Origin of the sequence: Lentzea roselyniae, assembly GCF_039537795.1 — a bacterium.
Taxonomy (GTDB): domain Bacteria; phylum Actinomycetota; class Actinomycetes; order Mycobacteriales; family Pseudonocardiaceae; genus Lentzea; species Lentzea atacamensis.
In genome coordinates this window covers 359889-382964 of record NZ_BAABBE010000005.1, presented here as the reverse complement: position 1 = coordinate 382964, position 23076 = coordinate 359889, and the positions used below count along the sequence as shown (strand labels likewise).

Sequence of the window (23076 nt, the reverse complement as noted above, 5' to 3'; positions counted from 1 at the left end):
CACCGAGCGTAGCGGCCTCAACACGGTTTCGGACCGGATATCGTGGCACCCGTGGACGGCGTTCGGTTCGGGGTGCTTGGGCCGCTGCTCGTCACGCACGGGCAGCGGGACGTGCGCATCTCCCCCGGTCAGCCCAGCCAGGTCCTGGTACTGCTGCTTCTGCACGCCGGTCAGACCGTCAGCGTCGACCACCTCATGTCGATCCTGTGGGACGGCGATCCGCCGGTCAGCGCACGCAAGGCCGTCCAGGTGCACGTCTCCCAGCTCAGGCGCGCTCTCAAGGACCTGCCCGGGGTCTCACTGAAGTGGTCGCGGCAGGGGTACCGGCTCGACATCCCCGACCGGTCGCTCGACCTGCAGCTGTTCCGCGAGGCGGAGGACCCGGACGAGGCGCTGAGTCACTGGCGCGGCCCGGCCCTCGCCGAGCTGACCACGAACACGCAGCTCGCGAACCAGCTGGAGGAGGAACGGCTCGGGGCGATCGAGCGACGTGTCGAGAAAGCGATCAAGCAGGGCCGGCACCACGAGGTCGTCAGCGAGCTGACGGGGTACGTCACCGAGCATCCGACCAGGGAACGGTTGCGGGGCGCCCTCATGGTCGCGTTGCACCGCAGCGGACGGCAGGCGGACGCGCTCAGGGTGTACGACGAGGGCAGGCGGCATCTCGCGGAGGAGCTCGGGCTCGATCCGGGGCAGGAGCTCAAGGACCTGCACGCCGCGATCCTGCAGGGCGACATCCCGGCCGTGCCCCGTGAACTGCCCAAGGCTCCGGAACCGTTCGTCGGGCGCCGCGACGAGATCGAGCTGATCACCAGCTGTGCTGACACGGTGATCGCCGTGCACGGGCCCGGCGGGCAGGGCAAGAGCGCCCTCGCCACCGCCGCGGCGCACGCGATGGCCGGACGTTTCCCGGACGGCCAGCTGTACGTCGACCTCCACGGCGCCACGCCAGGACGTTCGCCGCTGTCCTCCGCCGAGGTGCTCAGGAGGTTCCTGCGCGCGCTCGGCACACCACCGCTCGCGGTGCCCACGGACACCTCGGAAGCCGCCGCGCTCTACCGGTCGACGCTGGCCAGGCGCAAGGTCCTGATCGTGCTGGACAACGCGGTGGACGCGGCACAGGTCGGCCCGCTGCTGCCGGGCGAGGCGGGTTCCACCGTGCTGATCACCAGCCGCCGGATGCTGGCGACGCTCAGCGCGCGGCACGTCCGGCTCGACCCGTTGCCGGAGGCCGACGCGGTGAAGCTGCTCGGCGACGACGGTGAGGCCGCGAAACAGGTCGCCAAGGCCTGCGACCACCTGCCGCTCGCCCTCACCATCGCGGCCGCACGACTGCGCAGCCGGCCGGACTGGACGACGAGGTCGCTGGCTCGCCGGCTCGCGGACCAGCGGCACCGGCTGGACGAGCTCAACTTCGACGACCTCGGCGTGAGGTCGAGCTTCCAGCTGAGCTTCGAGGGCCTCAACGACGCCTCGACCAGGGCGTTCATCCTGTTGTGCTGCCTGAACGTGCCAACGGTCAGCGAGCCGGTGGCGCAGGCGCTGCTCGGGCAGGACGACGTGGACCGGGTGCTGGATCCGTTGGTGGACGCCAAGCTCGTGGAGCCGTGCGGGCCTGAGCGGTACCGCGTGCACGATCTCCTGCGGCTGTTCGGCGCCGAGCACGCCAACGAGGAGAAGCACGCCGCCCTCACCCGTGCGCTCACGCACTACCGCGAGACTTTGACCGCGGCGCTGAAGAAACTGCGCCCACACGCCTTTGGCGCGCTCACGAACTCCGTCACCCGGCAGGACCTCGACGAGCCGTTGCAGTGGCTCAACGACGAGGCGGAGAACCTGCTCGCGGCCGCGCGATCCACGATGGCCGAACCGGCGCTGGCCGAACACGCCCTGGCCATCGCGCACATGCTGTACCCGCATCTGTTCAAACAGGACAGAGTCGCCGACCTGATCGAGCTCGGCCAGATCGCGAACCAGGCGGCACGGACGATCAACACGTCGGCCGCGTTGCAGACGGCGCTCCTGGTGCAGTCCGCGGCCAACCGCCGGATCGGCTCGTTCGAGACCGCCCGCGCCCAGTTGGCAGAGGTACTGGCAGCGCGGGCCGACGACCCGTTCGGCCAGGGCCGTGCGCTCGCCGGCATCGGCACGATCCAGCGTGAGCTGGGCGAACTGGACGAGGCCTCGGTCACCCTCGCGCGGGCCGTCGAACTCATCGAGAAGCACGGCCCCGCTGGCGCACAACGGGTTCCGCTGTCGGCGTTGGCACAGGTGCACCAGGTCGCCGGACGTTACCCACTGGCCTTCGAAGCGGCCACCGAGAGCCTGAAGCACGCCCGTGAGCACCAGGACGCCGCCGGCACGGCATACGCGCTGGCGTCTCAGGGACAGGCGCTGTTCAAGCTCGGCCGGTTGGACGAGGCCGAGGTCGCGCTGGGCGAGTGCATCGAGCTGTGCCGGGCGACGGGCGAGCACAACGACGAGTGGCAGGCGCTGCTGTGCCGCGCGGAAGTGTTGCTGGCGGCCGGAAAGACCGAAGAGGCCACAAAGGACGCCCAGCGCTGCCTGGAGATCACCAGCGCCCGCGGTGACCGGTACGGCGAAGGCCTCGCACACCGCACGCTCGCGAAGACCGGGGCGGAGAAGCACGAGGACAGAGCGGCCGAACTGCTCGGCACACCCGGACTGCGCAAGGACAACCTGCTGGAGAGCGTGATCAGCTGACGCCGTGCAGCAGGCCGATCAGCTCCTCCGTTCCCAGGGCGTTGACCGAAGCCTGTCCCCCCGCACTCCGCCGACGCACCACTCCTCCCAGGAGCGGCGTTTCTAGAGACCGGGACGTCAGTGGCAGTGAATCACGCCTGAAACACCCGCAGACCGGGCGGCCGATCGCTCGGCGCACCCGGTCTGTGAAAGGACAACCTGTTGGATCAGAGATCAGAGCCTGACGTCAGCCCCTGAGATCAGCCACAGTGCTCGAAGCCGCTGGTGTAGGTGGAGGAACCGACCATGCCGCCCCACTTCACGCACTTGCCGGGCGCCTTCTTCTTGACCGGGCCGGCGTAGTAGCCGTACTCGTCGCGGTCGGTCGTGCGAGCCTCACCCTGCACCTCGAGGAACGCACCGACGTCCGACGCGGTACCGAGCTTCGTGGTCTTGATCGCGACGACGCAGTTGTAGCCGTTGGCGGCGTTGTACAGCAGCGAGACGCGGGCACCCTCGACGTTCGCGCCGTCGATCACCTTGTAGCCGTCGCCGCACGCCTCTTCCGGCGTGTACGGGTTGGTCGGGGCACCGCCACCGCACTTGTTGTTCGACTTGTAGTTCTTGGTGCCGTAGTACAGGATCGTGTCGCCGCTCCACTTGATCTTCTGCGGCGAACCGTTCAGCAGCTGCTCGTAGTGCAGGTGGGCGCCGGTCGAACCGCCGGTGTTGCCGACGTTGCCGATGGTCTGGCCCTGCGAGACGCTCTGGCCGACCGACACCCGCTGCGCGGAGAGGTGGGCGTAGCGCGTGGTCCAGCCGCTGCCGTGGTCGATCTCGATCCAGCGGCCGTAGCTCGTGCTGCCCTCGTTGCGAACCTTGGTGACCTTGCCGGACGCGGACGCGACGACCGCGTCACCCTCGTCCGCGCCGCGGTTCAGGTCGACCGCCTGTGCCGGGCTGTGTCCGGTCCTGGTGTTGCCCTGCCAGGTCTGTCCACACGGGAACGGCATCTCGAAGTTGGTGGCGGCGCCGGCCTGCGGGCCACCGATCACCAGCACCCCGAGCCCGATCGCGAGCCCTGCCACTCCGGAGAGCATTCTCTTGATGTCCATGGTTTTCCCCTCGTTCACCCGAAGATCCGGCGGACCTTCGAATACGGCGTTCCGTGACTGTTCAGATCGCTGATCCGGATGCTCTTGCCGTCACGCGGCGGCGCGGCTTCCAGAATCCTGTTGTCGCCCAGGTAGATGGCGACGTGCGTGGTGACGTCCGAGTCGTTGTCCGAACGACCCCAGAAGACGAGGTCGCCCGGCTTGCGGTCGGCGATCGCCACCGCGCGGCCCTTGGTGTTCTGCGCACCGGTCCACGCACCGATGTCCATGCCCGCGCCCTTCCAGAAGGCGTAGAGCGTCAGACCGGAGCAGTCGAAGCCGAGGCGGTTGTAGTCGTCACCCTGCGACGGGTCGTTGTCCGGGTAGTGGTGGACGCCGTACGACGCACCGCCCTTGCCACCCGCGCCCCATGAGTAGAGATAACCCTTGCCGATCTGCGCCTTCGCGATGTCCAGCACGCGCTGGACCTTCTCCGCGTTGGTGCCCGTGGTCGGGCCCGCCGGGCCGTTGCTACGACCGTGGACGGCGTTGCCGGGCGGCTGCTCGCCCGGTTCGATGCCGTCGGTGTCGCAACGCGCCAGACCCTGCACGTAACCTTCGGTTCCGGTCTTGACGTAGTGGTCCGGCACCCAAAGGTTGTCAGTGGTGAGGTCCCAGATCGTGCCGTTCTCGGCTTGCGCCTGGCACTTGACCGGAACCTGTTGTCCCGCCTCGTACTTGTCGACGACCGAACCGGGTGCGGTTGCGGCGTCGCCCTTGTTCTTGCGGCCGTTGAGGTCGACCTTGGCGGGGAAGGACTTCGAGGTGGCGCACTTCGGCAGCACCATCGTGTCCGAGGGGTTGCTGGTGTAGCCGTCGGGGATCCACAGTCCTTCGGTGGTGAGGTCCCAGATCTTCTTGCCGCCGTAGTCCGGACCGGTGCCCTGGCAGACGACGTTGACCTTCTGCCCCTTGGCGTACATGTCGGCGACGCGCTTCTTGCCGACCGGCACGTCGGGGTCCTTGACGGTGCGGCCGTCGAGGGTGGTCGTGGCGGTGAACGAGCGGACGTCCGCCTGCGCGGTGCCGGCGCTCATCAGAGGCGCCAGCACGGACAGGGCTGCGATCGCCGTGAGAACGGTCTTCTTCATGTTCAGCAACGGACGCTCGTGCGGGCCGTGGGCGTGTTGCCGCCCCACTTGATGTTGCCGACGGCGTGGGTGCACACGTTCAGCGTGTTCGTGCCCGACGACCAGTTGTCGGCCTTCTTGCCGTGGCACTGCAGGCCTTCGAGCGAGTAGGGAGCGCTCGCGCCGGTGGCGACGGAGACGCAGACCTCCCAGTTCGAGTGCGAGGAGCGGAAGCCCTCCCACACGTAGGTGTAGGCCCAGTTCTTGTTGCAGCCCTTGAACTGCTTGACCGAGCCGATGGTGGTGCTGCCGCTCTTGATGTACGCGGTCGACCCGATCTGGGTCACCGCGCCGCACCCCGGCGCCGACTCTGCCTGTGCGGGCGCGGTGAGCCCGAGCAGCGCGCCACCGACGATGACGGCGGCACCGAGTGCGCTGGCGATCTTGCTGAACATGCTTCTCCCTCAACGGTTTTTGCGAAAGCCTTTGACGCAGGGCGGAAAAGTCAGTCGGTGATGTAGCCGGTCACGGCGCGCCCCCTCAGCAGTCGCTCGACTGCGGCCGGGCGGCAGCCGGGCGCTTGAGCCAAGTTCCCCAGTGGTTGCCGGGCGTTCCCGGCGCGATGAAGCCGCTCGGCCCGGCCGTGGCGGGCACGTCCGCCGCAGGACGCGGCTCGGGCGTCCGGCGCCGGGTGGCTGCTCGGGAGCGTCCGCACCGCGGCGGCGATCTGGCTGGTCGGCTTCATGGCGCTGACATTGCTGAACTGCGCTCACAGCGACCTGACAGCTACACCCCGTCAGGTGTCAGCGAGGTGTCAGAAGGCCTGCACACACCGCGTTCCAACACCTGCCGAAGTACCTGGTTGACGCGTTCAGCAGCGGTTTGTGGGACGTCAGCGAGCGGTGCGCGATCGGTAAGCGCCACTCGCGATGGTGGTGCCATGACGTGGTTGCGCAAGCCTTGGGTGGGCCCGTTGGCCTTCGTGGTGGTGGCGTTCGTAGCGTTCTCGCTACCGCCGTATCTGACCGGTGACCGTGCATCGGCGCGTGTGCAGTCGGACTGGGGACCGCACTACCCCCTGCTGGTGGTGCACGTCGTCTTCGCGTCCATCGCCATCATCACGTGCGTGGTGCAGATCTGGCCGTGGTTCCGCGGCCGTTTCCCCGCATGGCACCGTCGTGTCGGTCGCATCTACGTGTGGGCCGGTGTGCTTCCTGCCGGGCTGTCCGGCTTGGTCATCGGCTGGATGACGCCGTTCGGCCCGGTCGCGATGGTCAGCAACGTGATCCTGGCCGTGCTGTGGCTGCTCTTCACGTGGCTGGCCTGGCGCGCGGCGCGGCGGCGGCAGTTCCGCGACCACCGCAAGTGGATGATCCGCAGCTTCACCCTGACCGTCTCGATCATCACCAACCGGATCTGGGGCGTGCTCGCGTTCATGGCGCTGGCGGACCGGGTGCCGGAGGCGGAGCTGCCGAACACGATCTCCGGGATCGCGACGTGGACCGGGTGGGTGGTGCCGTTGCTGATCTCGCAGTGGTGGCTGGAGCGCAAGCCCCGGCGGAAGACGGCTGTGGCGGTCGAGCAGCGCGAACCGGTCAGCGTGTGAGCAGCTGACAAGGGGAATCACCGCGACTACGGTCGGCATTCATGAGGCTACTGCTCGCTGTGTTGATGATGGCCGTGCTGGCACCCGCCACGGCCCAGGCCGAGCCGATTTCCGGACCACCGACCGCGAAGTGCGAGTTCATCCCGACCCCGGAGAACCCGGCGGCCCGTCCGGTCCAGCCGCCGCCGGCCACGGTGCCCGCGAAGGGCACCATGAAGGTCACCATCGTGACCAACTACGGCGTGGTGATCGCGAAACTCGACCGGGCCAACGCCCCGTGCGGCGTGGAGAACTTCGCGCACCTGGCCCGCAGCTGGTTCTACACGATGACCCGGTGCTGGCGGCTGACCGACACCGCGCGCCTCGGCGTCCTGCAGTGCGGCGACATCTACCGCGCCGAGGAGGGCGGGCCCGGCTACCGGTTCGCCGACGAGGTCACCGGCAAGGAGACCTACCCGCGCGGCACCATCGCGTACGGCAACCAGGGGCCCGGCACGAACGGCAGCGAGTTCTTCATCGTCCACTCGTTCGCCAACATCCGGCCCGTGTACACGGTGATGGGGCACGTGACCCATGGCATGGACACGCTGGACCGGATCGTCAAGGCGGGGATCGTGCCCCAGCCGGACGGGACGCTCGACGGCGCGCCGAAGAAGCCGGTCAGGATCCTGCACGTTCTTGCTCACTGATCGCGTCGAGCGCCTTCGACACGAGCCCGTACGGCAGCAAACCCAGACCGTCCAACAGCTCTGGGCCTCGTTCACCGGCCAGGACACGGCGCAGCGCAGTCACCAGCGGCCCCGTGCCCGCGCTCTGTTCCAGGCCGGTGAACCCGATCTCCAGGTTCTCGTCCACCCCCGGCCGGTCGTCCCCGACGGCGCGCAGCACCACCGCGGTCAGGAACGGGCTCCAGTCCTGCATGATCTGGCCCGCCCGCGTCATCGCGCGGTCGGCCACCTGCAGTTCGTCGGGCAGGCGTTGCGGCAGGGCGGAGAGCAGTTCGCCCAGCCGCACGCCTTCGGTCTGCTCGGCCAGGGCGATGTACTCGGACAGCTCCATGCGGGGCGGCAGGCCGTGCGCGAAGGCGTACCAGGCCAGCATCTCGATCTCGGTGGCCACGTTGGGGGCGTCCGTCCGGATCGCGACGAAGATCGACGCCAGGTAGTGCGCCAGCACCTTCGGCGACGCCGTCTCCACGCGGCCCAGCAACACCGCGAAGTCGTGGTGCCGCAGACTGATCAGGTGCGGGTCGCCCATCAGGTACGCGAGCCGCAGCGCGTCGGCGGTGAGCTCGATGGCCCTGGCGTGGTTGCCCGCGCGGTCCTCGATCTCCATCAGGACGGCGATCACCTGGACCAGCAAGCCGATGTCGCCGTGCTCGGCGCAGAACGCCCGGCACCACTCCAGCGGCTCGCGCGCCTCGTCGTCCCTGCCCAGCGCCACCAGCCGGCCGCCCAGTACGTACCTGGCCCTGGCCAGGTCAGCCTCCGGCGCGTTCGCGGCCAGCATGCCGGCGAGGATCTGTTCGGTGAAGTCCAGGCTGGTGGTCTGGTCACCGATCCCGGCGGCGGCGTTCATGCCGAGTTCCAGCACCATTCCGCGCGCGTGCGTGTAAGTCGTGTTCTCCTCTTCGCCGGACGTCTCCGGCAGCGCAGCGAGCAGCTGCCGCACCTCGTCCAGCACGGCGCGGTCATCGCCCTGGTCTGACCGGATCCGCAGCTCCCGCACCCTGGCCGCGGCGCGGGACCACGGCCCGAGCCCGGCCCTCTCCGTGTGCTCACTCGCCTGCCGTGCCAGCTCCCGCGCGTCGTCCAGCCTGCCGTCCGCCCGCAGCGCTTCGCTGACATCGCGGGCTGCCCACGAGGCCACGAGGAAGTTCTCCGTCGCCACCGCCTCCGCCAGCACCTCACGACTCAGCGCCAGGCCGCGTTCGCGGTCGTGGGCCAGCGCGGTGCCGCACATCCGTGCCAGGTCGTCCCAGCGTCCGAGCCGGTGCAGGTAGGGGGCGGCACCGATCGCGGCGGTCACGATCAGGTCGGCCTGCCCCTTGTCGCGGGCGACGTCGAGGGAGGCGGTCCAGTGCGCGGCGAGCTCCTCGTCCACCGACCGCGCGAGCTCGGGACTCACCATCGCCCGGCCGGCGACCACCGCGCCGGGATCCAGGTGCACCCGCCGGCCGGCCAACGTGATCAGCCCGTGCTCGGACAGCACGGCCAGGCCGTCGTCGGCGTCGCGGAGGAAGTGCGTGAGCCGATCGCTCTCCTCCATGCAGCACAACCTGAGGAACACCTGCCGAGCCCGCTCCGGTAACTCCGCCAACTCCAACGGGTTTCCCTCCCCCTGTCGCACGCACCGCGAACAGCTTCGAGTGCGCTCAGACCGTCGTCAACACCCGTCTCCCGTTTCTCCCTTTGCCAGGGAGCGATGCGGGAGCACGAAAAAAGCACACCGCTTTTGACACATGACAGAAAGGAACAGAGGCCGGACAAGAAGCTGAAAACGTTTGAAGGAACCGGGAAAGCGACGCCGGTCACAGCGGTGATCAAGCTTTCAACCAGCCAAGACTCCCCCAGAAGGCGCAACAGGGCCATTTGAAGTTAGGTCGGACTTGATAATTCGTGTGATCCCGCTCGCCATCAGGAATCAATTCCGCTGCTAGCACGGTTCCCTCACCTGAACGGCGGTAGTACCGGCCAGTAGCCTGGAAATCGGTCAAACCCCCGCATTGCCGAGAAGCCGGTCCTCAGCACCGGCCTGTTTCGTGTGCGCCCGAAACGGAAGACGAAGGAGACACCGCAGTGGCACCCGAGTTCGAGCCGGCTCGACTCGACGACATCGACGACCTGCTCAGGCTGTACCGGCGGGCGCACGGCGCGAACTACCCCATCGCGATGGGCACCGACCCCGAGGTCATGGCGGCGGAGATCGAGGCCGCGCACACCACGTGGCTGGTGTGGCGCAACGACAACAGGGTCGTCGCCTCGATCACCGGGCACGTCGAGGCCCAGGACCGGCTGGGCAAGATCGCCGGGCTGGTGGTGGACCCCGAAGCGCAGGGCGGCGGTATCGCGCACCACGCCGTCGGGCAGATCACCGGCCGGATGCTCGCGACCCGTGAGATCGACTCGGTCTACGGCACCGCTCGCACCGTGCACATCGCGCCGCAGAGGGTGTGTCTGCGCAACGGTTTTCACGCGCTCGGCCTGGTGCCGAACCTCTTCAAGCACGCCAGGCGGGAGACCATGGCATTGCTGGCCAGGCACCGCGACGGGGTGCTCGGCCGCCGGGCAGAGGTGCACAAGGTGCCCAAGGGCCTGGAGAAGCTCGTCACGGCCGCGCACGCGACGATCGGGCTGCCGACGCTCCCGGAGTTCGTCGAGGACGCCGAGTCCCCCGGCACCGAACAGTCGCGGCTGGAGATCATCGAGGCACCGCAGTTCGTGCAGCGGCACTTCGAGCGCACCATCAACGACCCCGCGCGCAGGTTCTACCCCTTGCACAGACCGAACGTCCTGCTGGCGGACGAGCACGGCGCGTACCAGATCTACGGCCACCTCAACCGGCACGACGGCTATTGCACGATCTTCGGCGCCACACCCGATCCGCAGATGATCATCCCGCACCTCGGCGGCGTGATCGACGCGCTGGCCGGACTGGGCGCGCCGCACGTCGAGACGCTGGTGCCGCTGCACGAGTTCGACGAGCTGAGCGCGTTGCTGGCGTTCGGCTTCCTGCCGGTGGCGCTCTACCCGGCGATGCGCAAGGACGGCGACCACTACCACGACTACGTGGTCATGGTGCACACGCCGCAGCCGCCCGACTTCCGCGGGCTCACGATCGACGAGGCGTTCCGGCCCTTCACCGAGCAGTACATCGAGCTGTGGACGCAGAAGTTCCTCAACACCAACGGAGTGTTTCACGCATGAACCCGCACCTCGGACCGGCAACGGTGCCGGATCCCTCGCTCGGTGCCGTCCAAGCGCTCTGCGACATCGCGGCGCCGTACGACCACAGCGACCAGGACCTGTTCCTTGAAGCCATGAACGAGTCGAACCGGTGGCACGCCGAACGCAACGAGTTCTTCCGCAGCCTGTGGAACGGCAAGCCCGTCAAGGACATCACCGAACAGCCGTACGTGCACGCGAACTTCTTCAAGCTGCACGAGGTGCTGTCGGTGCCGCGCGACGAGGTCGTCGTGCACGCGACGTCATCCGGCACGACCGGGCAGAAGTCGCAGATGTTCTGGGACGCCTGGACGTTGCGCGCCGGCCAGCGGATGGTCGCGCGGATCTACGACCACCACGGGTTCATCGACGACACCGAGCCGGTGCACTACCTGATCAACCTCAACCAGCCGACGCCTTCCGTCAAGCTCGGCAGCTCGTTCACCGGGCAGTTCATGACCGACTTCGCGCCCGTGCGCTCGGTCGGCTACGGCCTCGCACACACCGGCACCGGCCACGAGTTCGACGCGTTCGGCTGCATCCGGGCGTTGCAGCGCTTCGCCGACGACGGCCTGCCGGTGCGGATCTTCGGGTTCCCCGCGTTCCTCAGCTTCACCATCGACCGCATGCGCGCCATGGGCATCGAGCCGCTGCGGCTGAACGAGCGCTCGCTGGTGTGGTTCGGCGGCGGCTGGAAGGGCAACGCGGACAAGCAGATCGGCAAGCACGAGCTGCGTGCCAAGGTCACCGGGATGCTCGGCATCCCGGACGAGCGGATCCGCGACAGCTACGGCTCGGTCGAGCACTCGGTGCCGTACGTCGAATGCGCGCACCACAACCTGCACGTGCCCACCTGGTCACGCGCGATCATCAGGGACGTCCGGACGCTGGAACCGTTGCCACACGGCGAATCCGGCTACATCCAGTTCGTCTCCCCGTACATCACCTCGGCACCCGCGCAGAGCGTGCTGATGGGTGATCTCGCCGCGCTGCACGCACCTGAGGAGTGCGGCTGCGGCAACGAGACCCCGTGGTTCGAGATCCTCGGCCGCGCCGGCGTCTCCCGCAACCGTTCCTGCGCCATCGCAGCCGCAGAGCTCCTGAAAGGCAAGTCATGAGGCACTTCTGGCAAGGCGAGTGGGTCGGCGACGACTCGGTCGCACTCAGGCTCGACACCCTGGAGGACCGCACCCAGCAGGTCATCACCGGCCCGCGGCTGAGCCCGCTCGTGGTGCTCGCCGCGGCCGAGAAGCTCGTGCTGGAGAACCACCGCGCCGCGCTGGTCGCGTGGGGACTCGACGAGCAGGAGATCGACGACACCCTGGACGCGTTGCGGCACGCGCTGAGCCGCCCCGAGCTGGAACGCAAGCTCAGGCGCGAGCTCGGCAACCTCGACCCGGCGCGGATGGTGCGGTTCGACTTCCGCACGCCCACGTACGAGGCCTGGGTGCCGCTCGGGCTGCTCGCCCACGTCACGGCGGGCAACGCGCCCGCGGCCGGCGTGCTGAGCGCCGTCGAGGGCCTGCTGTCGGGCAACCTCAACGTCATCAAGGTCGCTTCGGACGACTCCGGCTTCACCGCCGAGGTCCTCGCCGCGCTGGCCTCGCACGACCACACCGGCCAGATCGCCGCTCGCCTGATCGTGCTGCGCTTCTCGTCGGCGAACACCGCGTGGATGACGAAGGTGATCGGCGCGGCCGACGCCGTCGCCGTCTGGGGCGGTGAGGAAGCGGTCACCGGCGTCACCGAGCTGGCCGGGCCGGGCACGCGGGTGATCGACTGGGGCCCGAAGCTGTCCTTCGCCTACCTGACCCGCGATTCCTGGTCCGATGTGGACACTTTGCACGCGCTGGCGGCGGACGTGTGCCAGCTGGAGCAGCAGGCGTGCTCCAGTCCGCAGGTGATCTACCTCGACACCGAGGACCCGGCGCAGGTGTTCGCGTTCGCCGAGCGGTTCGCGACCGTGCTGGAGCTGACCGGGCCGCCGACCCGCGAGCCGTCGCGGGCCGAATGGGCGGAGATCACGAACATCGTGGTCGTCGCACAGCTGGAAGAGCACCTCGGGCTCACGAAGGTGCACACCGGCGAGCACTGGCGGGTGCTGGCCGACGTGCGCCCGGCGTTGCGCACCTCGCCGCTGTACCGAACGGTGTGGGTGAAGCCGCTGCCGCGCAAGGAGATCACCTCCGTGCTGCGGCGGATGCGCCGCTACCTGCAGACCGTAGGGCTCGCGGCGGATCGCCCGGACACGGCTGCACTGGCCCGTGCGTTCGTCTCGGTCGGCGTGCAGCGGATCACCACGCCCGGCTCGATGCTCGGCGGCTACAGCGGTGAGCCGCACGACGGCGTGTACGCGTTGCAGCGCTACAGCAACCGGGTGTCGGTGCAGCTCGACGACAGGTTCACCGCGGACGCCTCCCTGGACGACCTGACCGAGTCGCGCCAGCTGCCCGTCCCTCAGGTCTCCGTGACGTTGAAGTCCGACTTCGAGACGCTGCAGGACCGGCCGGCGGACGTGTACTTCCGCAGCGGCGGCAGCTCGGGTGCACCCAAGCTGTCCGCCTACACTTGGGCCGACTGGGACGAGCAGATGTGGGTCGGCGCCGAGGCGTTGCTCGCCACCGGGCTCGACCCGCGGCACGACCGGATCATGAACCTGTTCTTCAACGGGCACATGTACGCGAGCTTCGTCAGCTTCTTCTCCGCGCTGGAGCGGATGAACGCCGTGCAGTTCCCGATGGGCGGCGAGTGGGGCCAGCTCGACGCGATCGCCCAGGCCATTGTGGACAACCGGGTCGACACGCTGCTGACCGCGCCTTCGTTCGTGCAACGGCTCTTCGCCGAGCACGGCCAGAAGCTGAAGGAGTACGGCGGCATCCGCAAGATCTTCTACGCGGGCGAGCACTTCGGCGCGCAGGCCATCGCACGGCTGCGCGACGAGTTCGGTGTCGAGACGATCCGCTCGGCGGCCTACGCCACGGTCGACGCCGGCCCGGTCGGCTACCAGTGCCAGGCCTCGGAAGGCAAGGTGCACCACCTGTTCACCGGCCTGCACACGCTGGAGATCCTCGACCCCGAGTCGGACCGGCCGGTGCGCGGTTCCGAACCCGGCAGGCTCGTCTTCACCACGCACACCCGGCGCGGGCAGCGGCTGGAGCGCTACGAGATCGGCGACCTCGGCCGCTGGATCCCCGGCGACTGCCCGTGCGGCCGCCGTACGCCGCGGTTCGAGCTGCTCGGGCGCACCGGTGACGTGTTCAGGGCCGCCGCGCAGACGTTGAACTACCGCCGCTTCCTCACGGTCCTCGAGGACGAGCACAACTACTCCGGCGCGTTGCAGATCGAGCTGAACGAGGACTCGTCGGGCGAGGAACTGTTGGTACGACTGGAACACGGCCGCGCTCCGGACCTCGCCACCGTCCGCAGCACGCTGCTCTCCCGCTACGCCGAGGTCGCTGAAGCGGTGGAACAGGACGCGCTGCTGGCCGTGCGCGTCGAGAACGTTCCTCTCGCGGACTTCGCGCGCACGAAGAGCAGCGGCAAGTTGATCGCGGTCGTCGACCAGCGCACCAGCAGGAGCGTGTGACATGTCCGTGCTCGACCTCATTTGCTACGCCCGCACGCACTCCCCGTTCTACCGGGAGCTGTACGACGGCATCGAAGGCACCGAGCTGACCGACCTGCCGGTGGTCGACCAGGCCGCGTTCTGGGCCGCGAACACCATCCGGGACAACCAGGTGCTGACCCGCGCGCACACCGACGGGCTGATCTTCAAGACCGGCGGCACCACCAAGGCTCCTCGGGTGTCCTTCTACACCAACGGGGAATGGGACGCGATGTGCCGCACGTACGCGGAAACACTCCCTGCGGCGGGACTGCGGCACGGCGACCGCGTCGCGAACCTGTTCGCGGCCGGTGAGCTGTACTCCAGCTTCATCTTCGCGCTGAACTCGCTGCAGCGGTCGCCGATCGACCTGGTGCAGCTGCCGGTCACCGGCAGCGCGCCCGTCGAGTTCACGCTGACGACGATGCAGGACTTCGACGCGAACGTCGTGGCGGGCTTCCCGACGACGTTGTGCCGGTTGGCGGCGCACGTGGTCGCGGAGACCGGCGCGTTGCCGCTGGTGCGGCTGATCCTGTTCAGCGGCGAGGCGTTGTACGACGACCAGCGGGCTCTGCTGGCCGAGGCGTTCCCCAACGCCGAGTTCCGGTCGTTCGTCTACGGCAGCGTGGACGGTGGCATCATCGGCACCGCCGTGCTGGGCTCCGACGACCCGCGCGTGTTCCGATCCTTTGTGGACAGCTCGGTGCCGGAGATCGTCGACACCGAGACCGGCAGGCCGATCACGTCACCGGGCAGGCCGGGCCGGTTGCTGCAGACCGACCTGACACGACGGCTGCAGCCGATGATCCGCTACCCCGTCGGCGACCTGGCCGAGTGGGTCGACCGGGAGGACGGGATCTTCCGGCTGCTCGGGCGCGCGGACGAGGGTGCCCGCATCGGTCCGGTGACCCTGCACCTCGACCACCTGCGCGCCGCGGTCGACCGTGCCGGCGTGGTGCACAACGGTGTTCAGGTCGTGATCCGGCGGGTCGACGCGCGGGACCAGCTGGTGCTGCGGATCGCCGGTGAGGTGCAGGACTTCGAGGCCGTCCGCGCTCAGGTGCACGTGATCAGCCCGCGGTTCGAGCTCCAGGCAGGACGCGGAACCGTGGCACCGCTGGAAGTCGAGTGGGTGGGGGCGCTCGAGGTCAACCCCCGCAGCGGGAAGACCCTGCGGCTGATCGACGAACGCCCCTGCTGACCGCTCAGCCGGCCGGACGGCGCTGACGCGCGCCGGCCCGCGATCCCGGCATGCGCGGGTAGAGCCCCGCGCCGTGGGATTAGGGTGTGGCCCGTGCGAAAGATCCTGGTCATCGGTATCGGCGCGGGCAACCCCGACCACCTGACGGTGCAGGCCGTCAAGGCGTTGCAGACCGTCGACGTGTTCTTCGTCCTGGACAAGGGCACGGTGAAGCAGGAGCTCGTCGACCTGCGCGCGTCAATCCTCGAAGCGCACGTGACGCGCCCGTACCGCTGGCTCGAGGGCCGCGATCCGGAGCGCGACCGCACCGCCACGGACTACGTGCAGGCGGTGGACGACTGGCGGCGCGCACGGGCCGATGTGTGCCTGGAGCTGCTGTCGTCACTGGGCGCCGACGAGGTGGGCGCGTTCCTGGTGTGGGGCGACCCGTCGTTGTACGACTCGACGCTGGCGATCCTCGACGACCTGCTGGGCCGCGGTGAGTCGTTCGAGGTCGAGGTGATCCCGGGCGTCACGTCGGTGGCGGCGCTGACGGCAGGGCACAAGGTGTCGCTGAACCAGGTCGGCAAGCCCGTGCAGATCACCACCGGGCGGCGGCTGGCGGCCGGCTGGCCCTCCGATGTGGACGACGTGGCGGTGATGCTGGACGCGTCGTACTCGTTCGAGGGTGTGGATCCCGACACGTGGATCTACTGGGGTGCTTACCTGGGGATGCCGGACGAGATCCTGATCTCCGGGCGGGTCGGGGACGTGGCCTCGCAGATCCGGGCGGCGCGGGACGAGGCCCGTGCGCGCAAGGGCTGGATCATGGACACCTACCTGCTGCGCAGGACCTGATCGAGGCCTGCCGGCCGGTCAAGGCAGCCGGCGCACGTGCCGCAAAAAGTGCGTCCAGTTTTTGACCCGGATGGCCAGTATTTGTCCATCCCGGTCGAAACTGTCGCGCACCCACACCGAGTCGCCGACAAACGTCAACTCGACGCAGTTGAGCGGATCGCAGTGCGAACTCCTCCGCCACACCGGTTTCTCGTCCGCCATCGAGCCCCCTCGACCGAAGCAACAAGATCGCATCCAGCGTATCCGGGTGATTCGCGGGCGCTCTACCTCCGACCGAGGGATCGACGCTACTCCGATCCACTTGTTCCGATCGGTCAGAATTCACTGAAGCTCTCGGATCAGGGTGTCGATCAGGGAGTCCAGCTCGTCCGGAGTGCCTGCCAGGTCCTCAAGCTGGAGGAACGCCTCGACGTACTTGCTGACCTGCTCCGGATCGTCCTGCAAACTCACACCGACGCCACTGTGTTCCACCGCCGCGATGTGGTCCTGTTCATCACCGGGAAACTCCAGCACGACGAAGGAACCCAGGCCGACACCGACGTGCACGCCCACTGAGAACGGAATCATCTTGATGGAAATGTTCGGCTGGCGGCGCAATTCCCGCAGCCATTCGAGCTGTTCCTTCATCACCGCCGGTCCACCCACCACCCGGCGCAGCACCGTCTCTTCCAGGACGAAGTGGAATTTCACGCGGTAGTGCGGCTTGAGTATTTCCTGCCGTTTTCCCCGGAACTCGACCTTCTTGTCGATGACCTCCTGATCGGTGTTGAACGGCGAAAGCGTGGCGCGCGCGTAGCCCGGGGTCTGCAGCAGACCAGGCAGGACACCGCTGTCGTACTGCCGTACCAGGGACGCCGACGACTCGAGCCCTATGAACCTGGCCACCACATCGCCGACCAGCTCTCGGTAGCTGTCCCACCACGCACGCTTGCGGCTCGCCTTGCCGACCTCCACCAGCTCGTTGACCGCGGCCCGGTCGACCACCCCGTAGAGCTGGAGCAGCGCCCGTAGATCGGTGATGGAGAGCCCGACCGCACCCGTCTCGATCCGAATGACCTTCGAGACCGACCAATCCATCTCTTCCGCGACCTGGGCCTGGGTCAGTTCTGCCTGGTCCCTGGCCTTCCGCAGCTCCGCACGCAGCCGCCGCTGCTGGACCACCGGGTTGTGCTCAGGGACTGTCATCTTCTTCTCCTCGTGGGGTTGCGCGGTGTCCATCTGCGACGTAGCTTTTCGCCATCTCACTGTCGGCCAGCTCGCGGCTCGCCACAGGGACATTAGGCGGCCAGCCGCCTTCTCGAAAGTGGAACGAGGCCGTGATCGCAAGGCGAGACCCAGCCCTGAAGGAGCGCCGCCCCTGGTGGCAGCGGCTCCTCGACGGCATGCGCGCGTTCTCAGCGCTGATCAAGCCGCCGTTCCTCCCCCTCACACCACCACCTCCGATCAGGTGGCGACACCGAGTGGGGCGCGACTACGAGAAGGAAACTCGCCGGATCGACCGCTACCTGCTCGTCGTGATCCGCACCCACACCTCAATGGACAGAGTCTTCGAACTGCTGGAGGTCGTCGGGGAGGGCGTGAGCCTCGCGATCAAGTTCGTGCTGGACGTCGGCAGCAAGTTCGCGAGAGAGGTGACCACCAAGCTGCGCGCCCTGGGTGCGGAACAGATCGAGTGGGAGGAGGCGAAGCAGCTCTACTGGGACGGGATTTTCGCGGCACACGTCGACCAGCAGCTCGCCGAGCTGTGCGAGTTGTCCGGCAACCTCTTCGTGGTACCGCACGGCGTCGGCTACAACCGCAAGCGCCTGATCTCCACTGGCGGCAGGCCTGGCGCGGCCGGGCTGTCGGCGTACGAGCTAACCCACGCCGGTGAGGTCTTCCCCGCCCTCATCGGCATTTCCTGTTCCGAGCAAAGCACCCGTCTGTGTCCGGAAGCCCGCGGTCGCGAGATCGTGATCGGCGATCTCGTGCGGGACAAGCTCATCGCAAACCGGCAGCACCGGCGGCGCTGCCGGCGACTGCTCGGCATCGGCAAGCGCAAGCTGATCGTGGTCTCCTCGACCTGGGGGCAGCGGTCGACGTTCCGCACGCAGAAGAAGATCATCACCAGCCTCGTCGCGGACCTGCCGTCGGACGAGTACGCAGTCGCACTCATCATGCACCCGAACATCTGGTACGGCGACAGCCCCTTCGAGCTCCGCGTGGAACTGCGCGACGAGCTCGACTCCGGACTGCTGATCATCGACCACACCCGCTGGCAGGCCGCGCTACTGGCCGCCGATCTCGTCGTGGGCGATCACGGCTCCTGCACGGCGTACGCGGTCGCGATGGACCTGCCGGTGCTGATCGCGGCCTGCGGCAGCGCTGAGCTCGACGAGGAGTCGCCGCTCGCCGCATTGCACGCGGAGCTGCCCCGCCTCGGCAAGACGTCGTTGCGGGAGCGGGTGGACGACGCGTTGCGCGGCCACGTGCCGGGCCGGTGGAAGCACCACACCGACAGGTTGTTCGAGCTGCCGGGGGAAGGGCTCAAGGCCGCCGCGAACGCGCTGCGCGGCCTGATGGATCTGCCTCCGCTCACCGGAAGGCCACGCGGGACCGAGGTGGAACCTCCAGAGGCGATACGAGGAAAACCGACGAGATCACACCGGGCTGTCGTCACGACGAAGCCCGACGGCACCGAGCACCTTGAGCGCTATCCCGAGATTCTCCTGCAGGAAACCGACTTCCCCGACTCCGTGCGCGTCGTCTCGGAGCTGGAGGTCGACGCCACCGCCAGGGACAACGCCGAGATCATCGTCTACAGCGAGGTGCTTCCCGACGACGAGGCGATGCCGGAGATCGCCGAGCAGCTGGGGCTCTCGAAGGCCGGACTGGCCGCCGCCATGACCGAGAGCGGCCGGGTCCTGCTCCACTTCAGGGACGACCAGGTCGTCACGGCACGCGGTGATCCGTTCGTGGTCGCGGTGGTGCTCCACTGGCGCCGCACGCACGGAACTCCGTTGGCGTGCGGCGAGTTCGGCGTGGTGATGGGCAACGAGACCTACCCGGTCGTCGTCGAGTCGATCAACTGAGTCACGTGTCCTCGCGCCGGTGCCCCGCCTCGATCCAGCGGTGCACCTCGGCGCTGCGCGGGTTTCCCGCGGCCTCGTACAGCCGCGCCAGCCGTCGGGTCACGGACTCGAACAGGGCTCCGTCGCTGGCGGCCTGAGCCACGCCGACGAGCTCCTCCAACGCCTGCGCCTCCTTCACCGGCTGTTGGCGGGCGTGCGTGACCTCCACTGCGGACTCCAACTCGGAGCGGGCGTCGTTGTACTTGCGCAGGCGGCAGTAGGCGGCACCGAGGACGATACGTACGCGCGCCTCGACGAGTTCCTCGTTGCGCAGACGCTTCATCATCCGCAGCGCCGCGGTGAGCACCGGCACCGCCTGTTCGGCGTGCTCCGCGCGAACCAGCACGTCGCCCAGTTGATAGGACTGCAGCACGAACGCGCGATCGTCGCCTGCCTCGCGTTGTCTCGCCACGAGTTCCCGGAAGACGTCCGCGGCTTCGGGATAGCGGTGCTGTTCCCGGTACAGCAGCCCGCGTGACTCCATCAGGACGGCGGTGACGCGTTCGTCGGACGGCAGCGCGGCGGCTTCGTCGAGTTGCTCCGCGGCCGCCGCGAAATCACGCATCTCTATGTGCGCACGCGCCAGCCGGTTGCGCAGATGTGCCTCAACCAGCGGACTTCCGCTCAATTGCGCGGCGTCGATGCCGAGCCGGTGCGCGTCGATCCAGTCCGCGTATTGCTTGGAGCTGTGGTAATAGCCCCACAGGGAATCGCACATCCGCCACGCCGCGTCGTGCCAGCCGAATTGCGCGGCGGTCCGCATGACGGCGAGCAGATTCGGGCGTTCGGCACTCAGCCACGTCATCGCGGCGGCGGAGTCGAACTGCACCGGCCACGCGCTCAGATCCGGTTCGGACAATCGCCATCGGCCGGCCAGCACGGCGACATCGGCGGCAGCCGCACCGAGTTCGAACCAGTCGACGATCCGCCGCACCACCTCGGCTCGTTCTTCGCCGGAGAGCTCGGTTTCCGCCCGCTTTCGCGCGTGCAAGGCGATCAGCTGGTGGAACCGGAATCTGTCGTCACCGATTTCCTCCAGGAGGTTCGCGGCACACAACTCGTCGAGCAGTTCGTCCGGATCCGCAAGGTCCGCGGCGGCCGCGGCCAGTGCGGCCGAGAAGTGCGGGCCGGGATGCAGACCGAGACAGCGGTAGAGCCGCCGGACGTCCTCCGAGAGATCCGCGTAGGCCGTGTCGAACATCTGCGCCACCGAACCGCCCGCCCCCTCGAACGCCAGCCTGGTCAGCCGTTCATGGTCATCGGACAGGTGCTCGACGAACCGGGCGACCGACCACCTCCTGTGGTGTGTCAGCCCGGCACCGGCGACGCGCAACGCCAGCGGGAGCCCCGCGCAGAGCCGCACCAGGTGCTGGAACGCGCCTCGGTCCGCGTCGATGCGGCCGGCCGGGATCATCCCGGCCATCAGGTTCGCGCTGTCGGCCGTGCCCAGCGGCGAGAGGTCGACGAACTCGGCACCGTCGATGGTCAGCCCGGCGAGACGCTGCCTGCTGGTCACCACGACGACGCTGCCCGAGGACGACGGCACCACGGAACGCGCCTGTGCCGGCTCGTCCACACCGTCGAGCAGCACCAGAAACCGCTTGTCCGCCGTGCGGCTGCGGAACAGCGCGATCCGTTCGGCGGTGGTGGGCGGGATGTACGAATTGTGGACCCCGAGTCCACGCAGGAACATGGCGACGAGGTCGCTGATTCCTACGCCGCGTTGGTTCCGATGGTTGTCCAGATCGGCGTACAGGGCACCACCGTCGAATCGGTGCTGGTTGACGTGCGCCCAATGTGCGGCGGCCGCACTCTTGCCAACACCGGCCATACCGGTCAACACGAACAAAGCTGGACGGCGTTCATGTTTTGCCAGTGCCTCGTCCAGGGTGCGCAACACGTCGACGCGATCCACGAAGGCATGCGGCGGCGTGGGCAGCTGCATCGCGCGATATTCCCTGTCACCAGGGGAAACAGTCAAATTCTGAATTGATCCAGCCTGCACGACTGTGCCGTGGACAGCGCCCTCCACGTCATTGCGCACGGTCATGCAAGGTCCCCCGAAAGCCTCCGGCTTGCTGTCCAGTGTGCCACTCCAGGCTCTCTTCCAGGCGAGTTCGCCCGTCAAGCGTCTCGATTCCGGAACATAGTTCACCCGTTCGGACGTTGCGAATTCGCCGCCACGCAGTATTGGAACCTCTCCATGCAACTCGCAATCAACCGACACCTGCCGCACTCCAGGTCGTGGTTGATGTTTTCAGCGTTACATCGGATTTGTGCATGACCGTGCCGAACTCACACTTACAAGCAGGTCATAGGCACACAAGGGTAGGTCGAGTTCACCTTGAGTTAGTTTTACCCGGTTCCCATAAATGCTACGGCTATCTATCAGGCGAGGAGCTTCGCGACCGAGCGAACGACCAGGTCACGGTTCGCAACCGGCGTGGAGAACGCCAGTATCGACATGTGGACAACGAGGCTGAGGAGTTCTTCCGCGTCGAAGTCCACGGGCAGACGGCCGGCACGCTGAGCCTCGGCGACGGCGGCGACCTTCTCGGTGTGCGCGTCACCCTCGGCCTTGCCGATCGCCTCGAAGCCGTTCTCCAGGCGGTGGTACCCGGCGAGGCTGAGCAGTTCGGGCTGCTGCTGGTAGACGTCGAAGAGGCGGCCCGCGTAGCCGGGCAGGTCGTCAGGGGTGATGGGAACGGCTTCGATCACACGGGCGATCTGGATCCGGAGCACCTCGTCGAAGAGGTCCTCCTTGCTGCCGAAGTAGGCGTAGATCATCGCCTTGTTGCACCCGGCCTTGGCCGCGATGCGATCAACTCGCGCACCGGCGATCCCGTGCTTCGCGAACTCGGCCAGCGCCGCTTCCAGCAGCTTCGCCTTGGTCGCTTCCCTGTCCCTCACCACCGCCGCAGTCTAACCAACTAGTTGGTTGACACGCGAGCCGTGTCGTGGTTGCCTGGAGGAAAGCAACCAACTGGTTAGTTAGGAGTGGGCGATGAAGGTCGCACTGGTCACGGGCGCGTCGTCGGGGATCGGCGAATCCACCGCGATTGAGCTGCACAAAGCCGGCTACGTCGTGTACGCGGCGGCACGCCGGGTGCAGCGGATGGAGGGATTGGCCGCCCAGGGCATCCGCGTGGTCGAGATGGACGTCACCGACGACGACTCGATGGTCGAGGGCGTCAAGCGGATCATCGCCGACACCGGGCGGATCGACCTCCTCGTCAACAACGCCGGCTATGGCTCGTACGGCGCGTTCGAGGACGTGCCGCTGTCCGAGGGCAAGTACCAGTTCGAGGTCAACGTGTTCGGCCTGGCGCGGCTCGTGCAGCTGGTGGTGCCGCACATGAGGGAGCGGAGGAGCGGCCGGATCGTGAACGTCTCGTCGATCGGCGGCAAGATCTACGAGCCGCTCGGCGGGTGGTACCACTCGACGAAGTTCGCGGTGGAGGGGCTCAGCGACTCGTTGCGGCTGGAGCTGAAGCCGTTCGGCATCGACGTCGTGGTGATCGAGCCCGGTGCGATCAAGACCGAGTGGGCCGACATCGCGCTCGACAACCTGCGCAAGACGTCCGGCGCGGGCGCGTACAAGGAGCAGGTCCGGCAGCTGAGCGCGTTCTTCGGTCAGGCCGATCGCGGGTCGGAGCCCAAGGTCATCGCGGACGTGATCGTCAAGGCGGCGCGGGCACGCAGGCCGCGCACGCGGTACGCGGCAGGGTTCGGTGCCGGGCCGATTCTCTTCGCACGCAGGGTGTTGTCCGACCGGGCGTTCGACGCGCTGTTCCTCGGAGCGATGCGGCGCGCTGCCAAGGTCTGAGCAGGTACCTTCGGTTGGGTA

The 23076-nt window shown here is 67.9% G+C and carries 20 protein-coding genes; 11 read left to right on the top strand and 9 right to left on the bottom strand.

Annotation, left to right across the window (positions count from 1 at the left end; genetic code table 11):
* Positions 1–51: 51 nt before the first annotated feature.
* On the top strand, positions 52–2724 hold the full coding sequence (locus ABFX45_RS11665; RefSeq protein WP_346129586.1) for an AfsR/SARP family transcriptional regulator: 2673 nt from the start codon (positions 52–54) through the stop codon (positions 2722–2724).
* Positions 2725–2963: 239 nt separating this feature from the next.
* On the opposite strand, the gene ABFX45_RS11660 is transcribed toward ABFX45_RS11665, so the two are convergent.
* Genes ABFX45_RS11660 through ABFX45_RS11645 form a run of 4 tightly spaced genes read right to left on the bottom strand, consistent with a single transcriptional unit; the run spans position 2964 to position 5672 of the window.
* Positions 2964–3818: a M23 family metallopeptidase gene (locus ABFX45_RS11660; RefSeq protein WP_346129584.1), complete on the bottom strand. Its 855-nt coding sequence runs from the start codon at positions 3816–3818 to the stop codon at positions 2964–2966.
* A gap of 14 nt (positions 3819–3832) precedes the next feature.
* Positions 3833–4948: a C40 family peptidase gene (locus ABFX45_RS11655; protein ID WP_346129582.1), complete on the bottom strand. Its 1116-nt coding sequence runs from the start codon at positions 4946–4948 to the stop codon at positions 3833–3835.
* A gap of 2 nt (positions 4949–4950) precedes the next feature.
* Positions 4951–5382 (bottom strand): hypothetical protein, encoded by a 432-nt coding sequence (locus tag ABFX45_RS11650; RefSeq protein WP_109641894.1) that lies wholly within the window; start codon positions 5380–5382, stop codon positions 4951–4953.
* A gap of 50 nt (positions 5383–5432) precedes the next feature.
* Complete coding sequence (locus tag ABFX45_RS11645; protein WP_146231884.1) at positions 5433–5672, bottom strand: hypothetical protein; 240 nt, start codon at positions 5670–5672, stop codon at positions 5433–5435.
* A gap of 195 nt (positions 5673–5867) precedes the next feature.
* Here ABFX45_RS11645 and ABFX45_RS11640 point away from each other — a divergent pair, with 195 nt between their 5' ends.
* Both ABFX45_RS11640 and ABFX45_RS11635 read left to right on the top strand, forming a co-directional pair.
* Positions 5868–6533: a DUF2306 domain-containing protein gene (locus tag ABFX45_RS11640; RefSeq protein WP_346129580.1), complete on the top strand. Its 666-nt coding sequence runs from the start codon at positions 5868–5870 to the stop codon at positions 6531–6533.
* 41 nt (positions 6534–6574) lie between these two features.
* Positions 6575–7222: a peptidylprolyl isomerase gene (locus ABFX45_RS11635; RefSeq protein ID WP_346129579.1), complete on the top strand. Its 648-nt coding sequence runs from the start codon at positions 6575–6577 to the stop codon at positions 7220–7222.
* On the opposite strand, the gene ABFX45_RS11630 is transcribed toward ABFX45_RS11635, so the two are convergent.
* The gene (locus ABFX45_RS11630; protein WP_346129577.1) at positions 7194–8801 is read right to left on the bottom strand and encodes a hypothetical protein; all 1608 of its coding nucleotides are present in this window, start codon (positions 8799–8801) and stop codon (positions 7194–7196) included. The genes ABFX45_RS11635 and ABFX45_RS11630 overlap by 29 nt on opposite strands.
* 530 nt (positions 8802–9331) lie before the next feature.
* Here ABFX45_RS11630 and ABFX45_RS11625 point away from each other — a divergent pair.
* The 5 genes from ABFX45_RS11625 to cobF all read left to right on the top strand — a co-directional run bounded on the left by ABFX45_RS11625 (position 9332) and on the right by cobF (position 16119).
* A complete protein-coding gene (locus ABFX45_RS11625; protein ID WP_346129575.1) occupies positions 9332–10459 on the top strand; it encodes a GNAT family N-acetyltransferase in 1128 nt (375 codons plus the stop codon).
* Positions 10456–11595: a LuxE/PaaK family acyltransferase gene (locus ABFX45_RS11620; RefSeq protein ID WP_346129573.1), complete on the top strand. Its 1140-nt coding sequence runs from the start codon at positions 10456–10458 to the stop codon at positions 11593–11595. The genes ABFX45_RS11625 and ABFX45_RS11620 overlap by 4 nt, the downstream gene beginning before the upstream one ends.
* Positions 11592–14063 (top strand): acyl-CoA reductase, encoded by a 2472-nt coding sequence (locus ABFX45_RS11615; protein WP_346129571.1) that lies wholly within the window; start codon positions 11592–11594, stop codon positions 14061–14063. Before ABFX45_RS11620 ends, ABFX45_RS11615 begins: the two co-directional genes overlap by 4 nt.
* 1 nt (position 14064) lies before the next feature.
* Positions 14065–15282, top strand: a complete 1218-nt coding sequence (locus ABFX45_RS11610) for a phenylacetate--CoA ligase family protein (RefSeq protein WP_346129569.1) — start codon at positions 14065–14067, stop codon at positions 15280–15282.
* A gap of 93 nt (positions 15283–15375) precedes the next feature.
* On the top strand, positions 15376–16119 hold the full coding sequence (gene cobF, locus ABFX45_RS11605; RefSeq protein WP_109642009.1) for a precorrin-6A synthase (deacetylating): 744 nt from the start codon (positions 15376–15378) through the stop codon (positions 16117–16119).
* Between the two features lie 18 nt (positions 16120–16137).
* Here cobF and ABFX45_RS11600 read toward each other — a convergent pair whose 3' ends face one another.
* Together ABFX45_RS11600 and ABFX45_RS11595 are read right to left on the bottom strand one after the other, a co-directional pair.
* The gene (locus ABFX45_RS11600) at positions 16138–16320 is read right to left on the bottom strand and encodes a DUF397 domain-containing protein (protein ID WP_346129566.1); all 183 of its coding nucleotides are present in this window, start codon (positions 16318–16320) and stop codon (positions 16138–16140) included.
* 120 nt (positions 16321–16440) lie between these two features.
* A complete protein-coding gene (locus ABFX45_RS11595) occupies positions 16441–17280 on the bottom strand; it encodes a helix-turn-helix domain-containing protein (RefSeq protein ID WP_346129564.1) in 840 nt (279 codons plus the stop codon).
* A 155-nt stretch (positions 17281–17435) separates the two neighbouring features.
* Here ABFX45_RS11595 and ABFX45_RS11590 point away from each other — a divergent pair, with 155 nt between their 5' ends.
* A complete protein-coding gene (locus ABFX45_RS11590) occupies positions 17436–19190 on the top strand; it encodes a hypothetical protein (protein WP_146231883.1) in 1755 nt (584 codons plus the stop codon).
* 1 nt (position 19191) lies between these two features.
* On the opposite strand, the gene ABFX45_RS11585 is transcribed toward ABFX45_RS11590, so the two are convergent.
* On the bottom strand, positions 19192–20922 hold the full coding sequence (locus tag ABFX45_RS11585) for a hypothetical protein (protein ID WP_487047085.1): 1731 nt from the start codon (positions 20920–20922) through the stop codon (positions 19192–19194).
* Between ABFX45_RS11585 and ABFX45_RS46845 the strand changes: the two genes are divergently transcribed.
* On the top strand, positions 20896–21222 hold the full coding sequence (locus ABFX45_RS46845; protein ID WP_487047084.1) for a hypothetical protein: 327 nt from the start codon (positions 20896–20898) through the stop codon (positions 21220–21222). The two genes, ABFX45_RS11585 and ABFX45_RS46845, sit on opposite strands and share 27 nt — an antisense overlap.
* Before the next feature lie 395 nt (positions 21223–21617).
* Here the strand turns inward: ABFX45_RS46845 and ABFX45_RS11580 are convergent, their stop codons facing one another.
* Positions 21618–22142 (bottom strand): TetR/AcrR family transcriptional regulator, encoded by a 525-nt coding sequence (locus tag ABFX45_RS11580; RefSeq protein ID WP_346129560.1) that lies wholly within the window; start codon positions 22140–22142, stop codon positions 21618–21620.
* A gap of 91 nt (positions 22143–22233) precedes the next feature.
* Here ABFX45_RS11580 and ABFX45_RS11575 point away from each other — a divergent pair, with 91 nt between their 5' ends.
* Entirely contained in the window at positions 22234–23055 is an 822-nt protein-coding gene (locus ABFX45_RS11575; RefSeq protein WP_109641873.1) for an oxidoreductase, read from the top strand.
* Positions 23056–23076 lie beyond the last annotated feature (21 nt).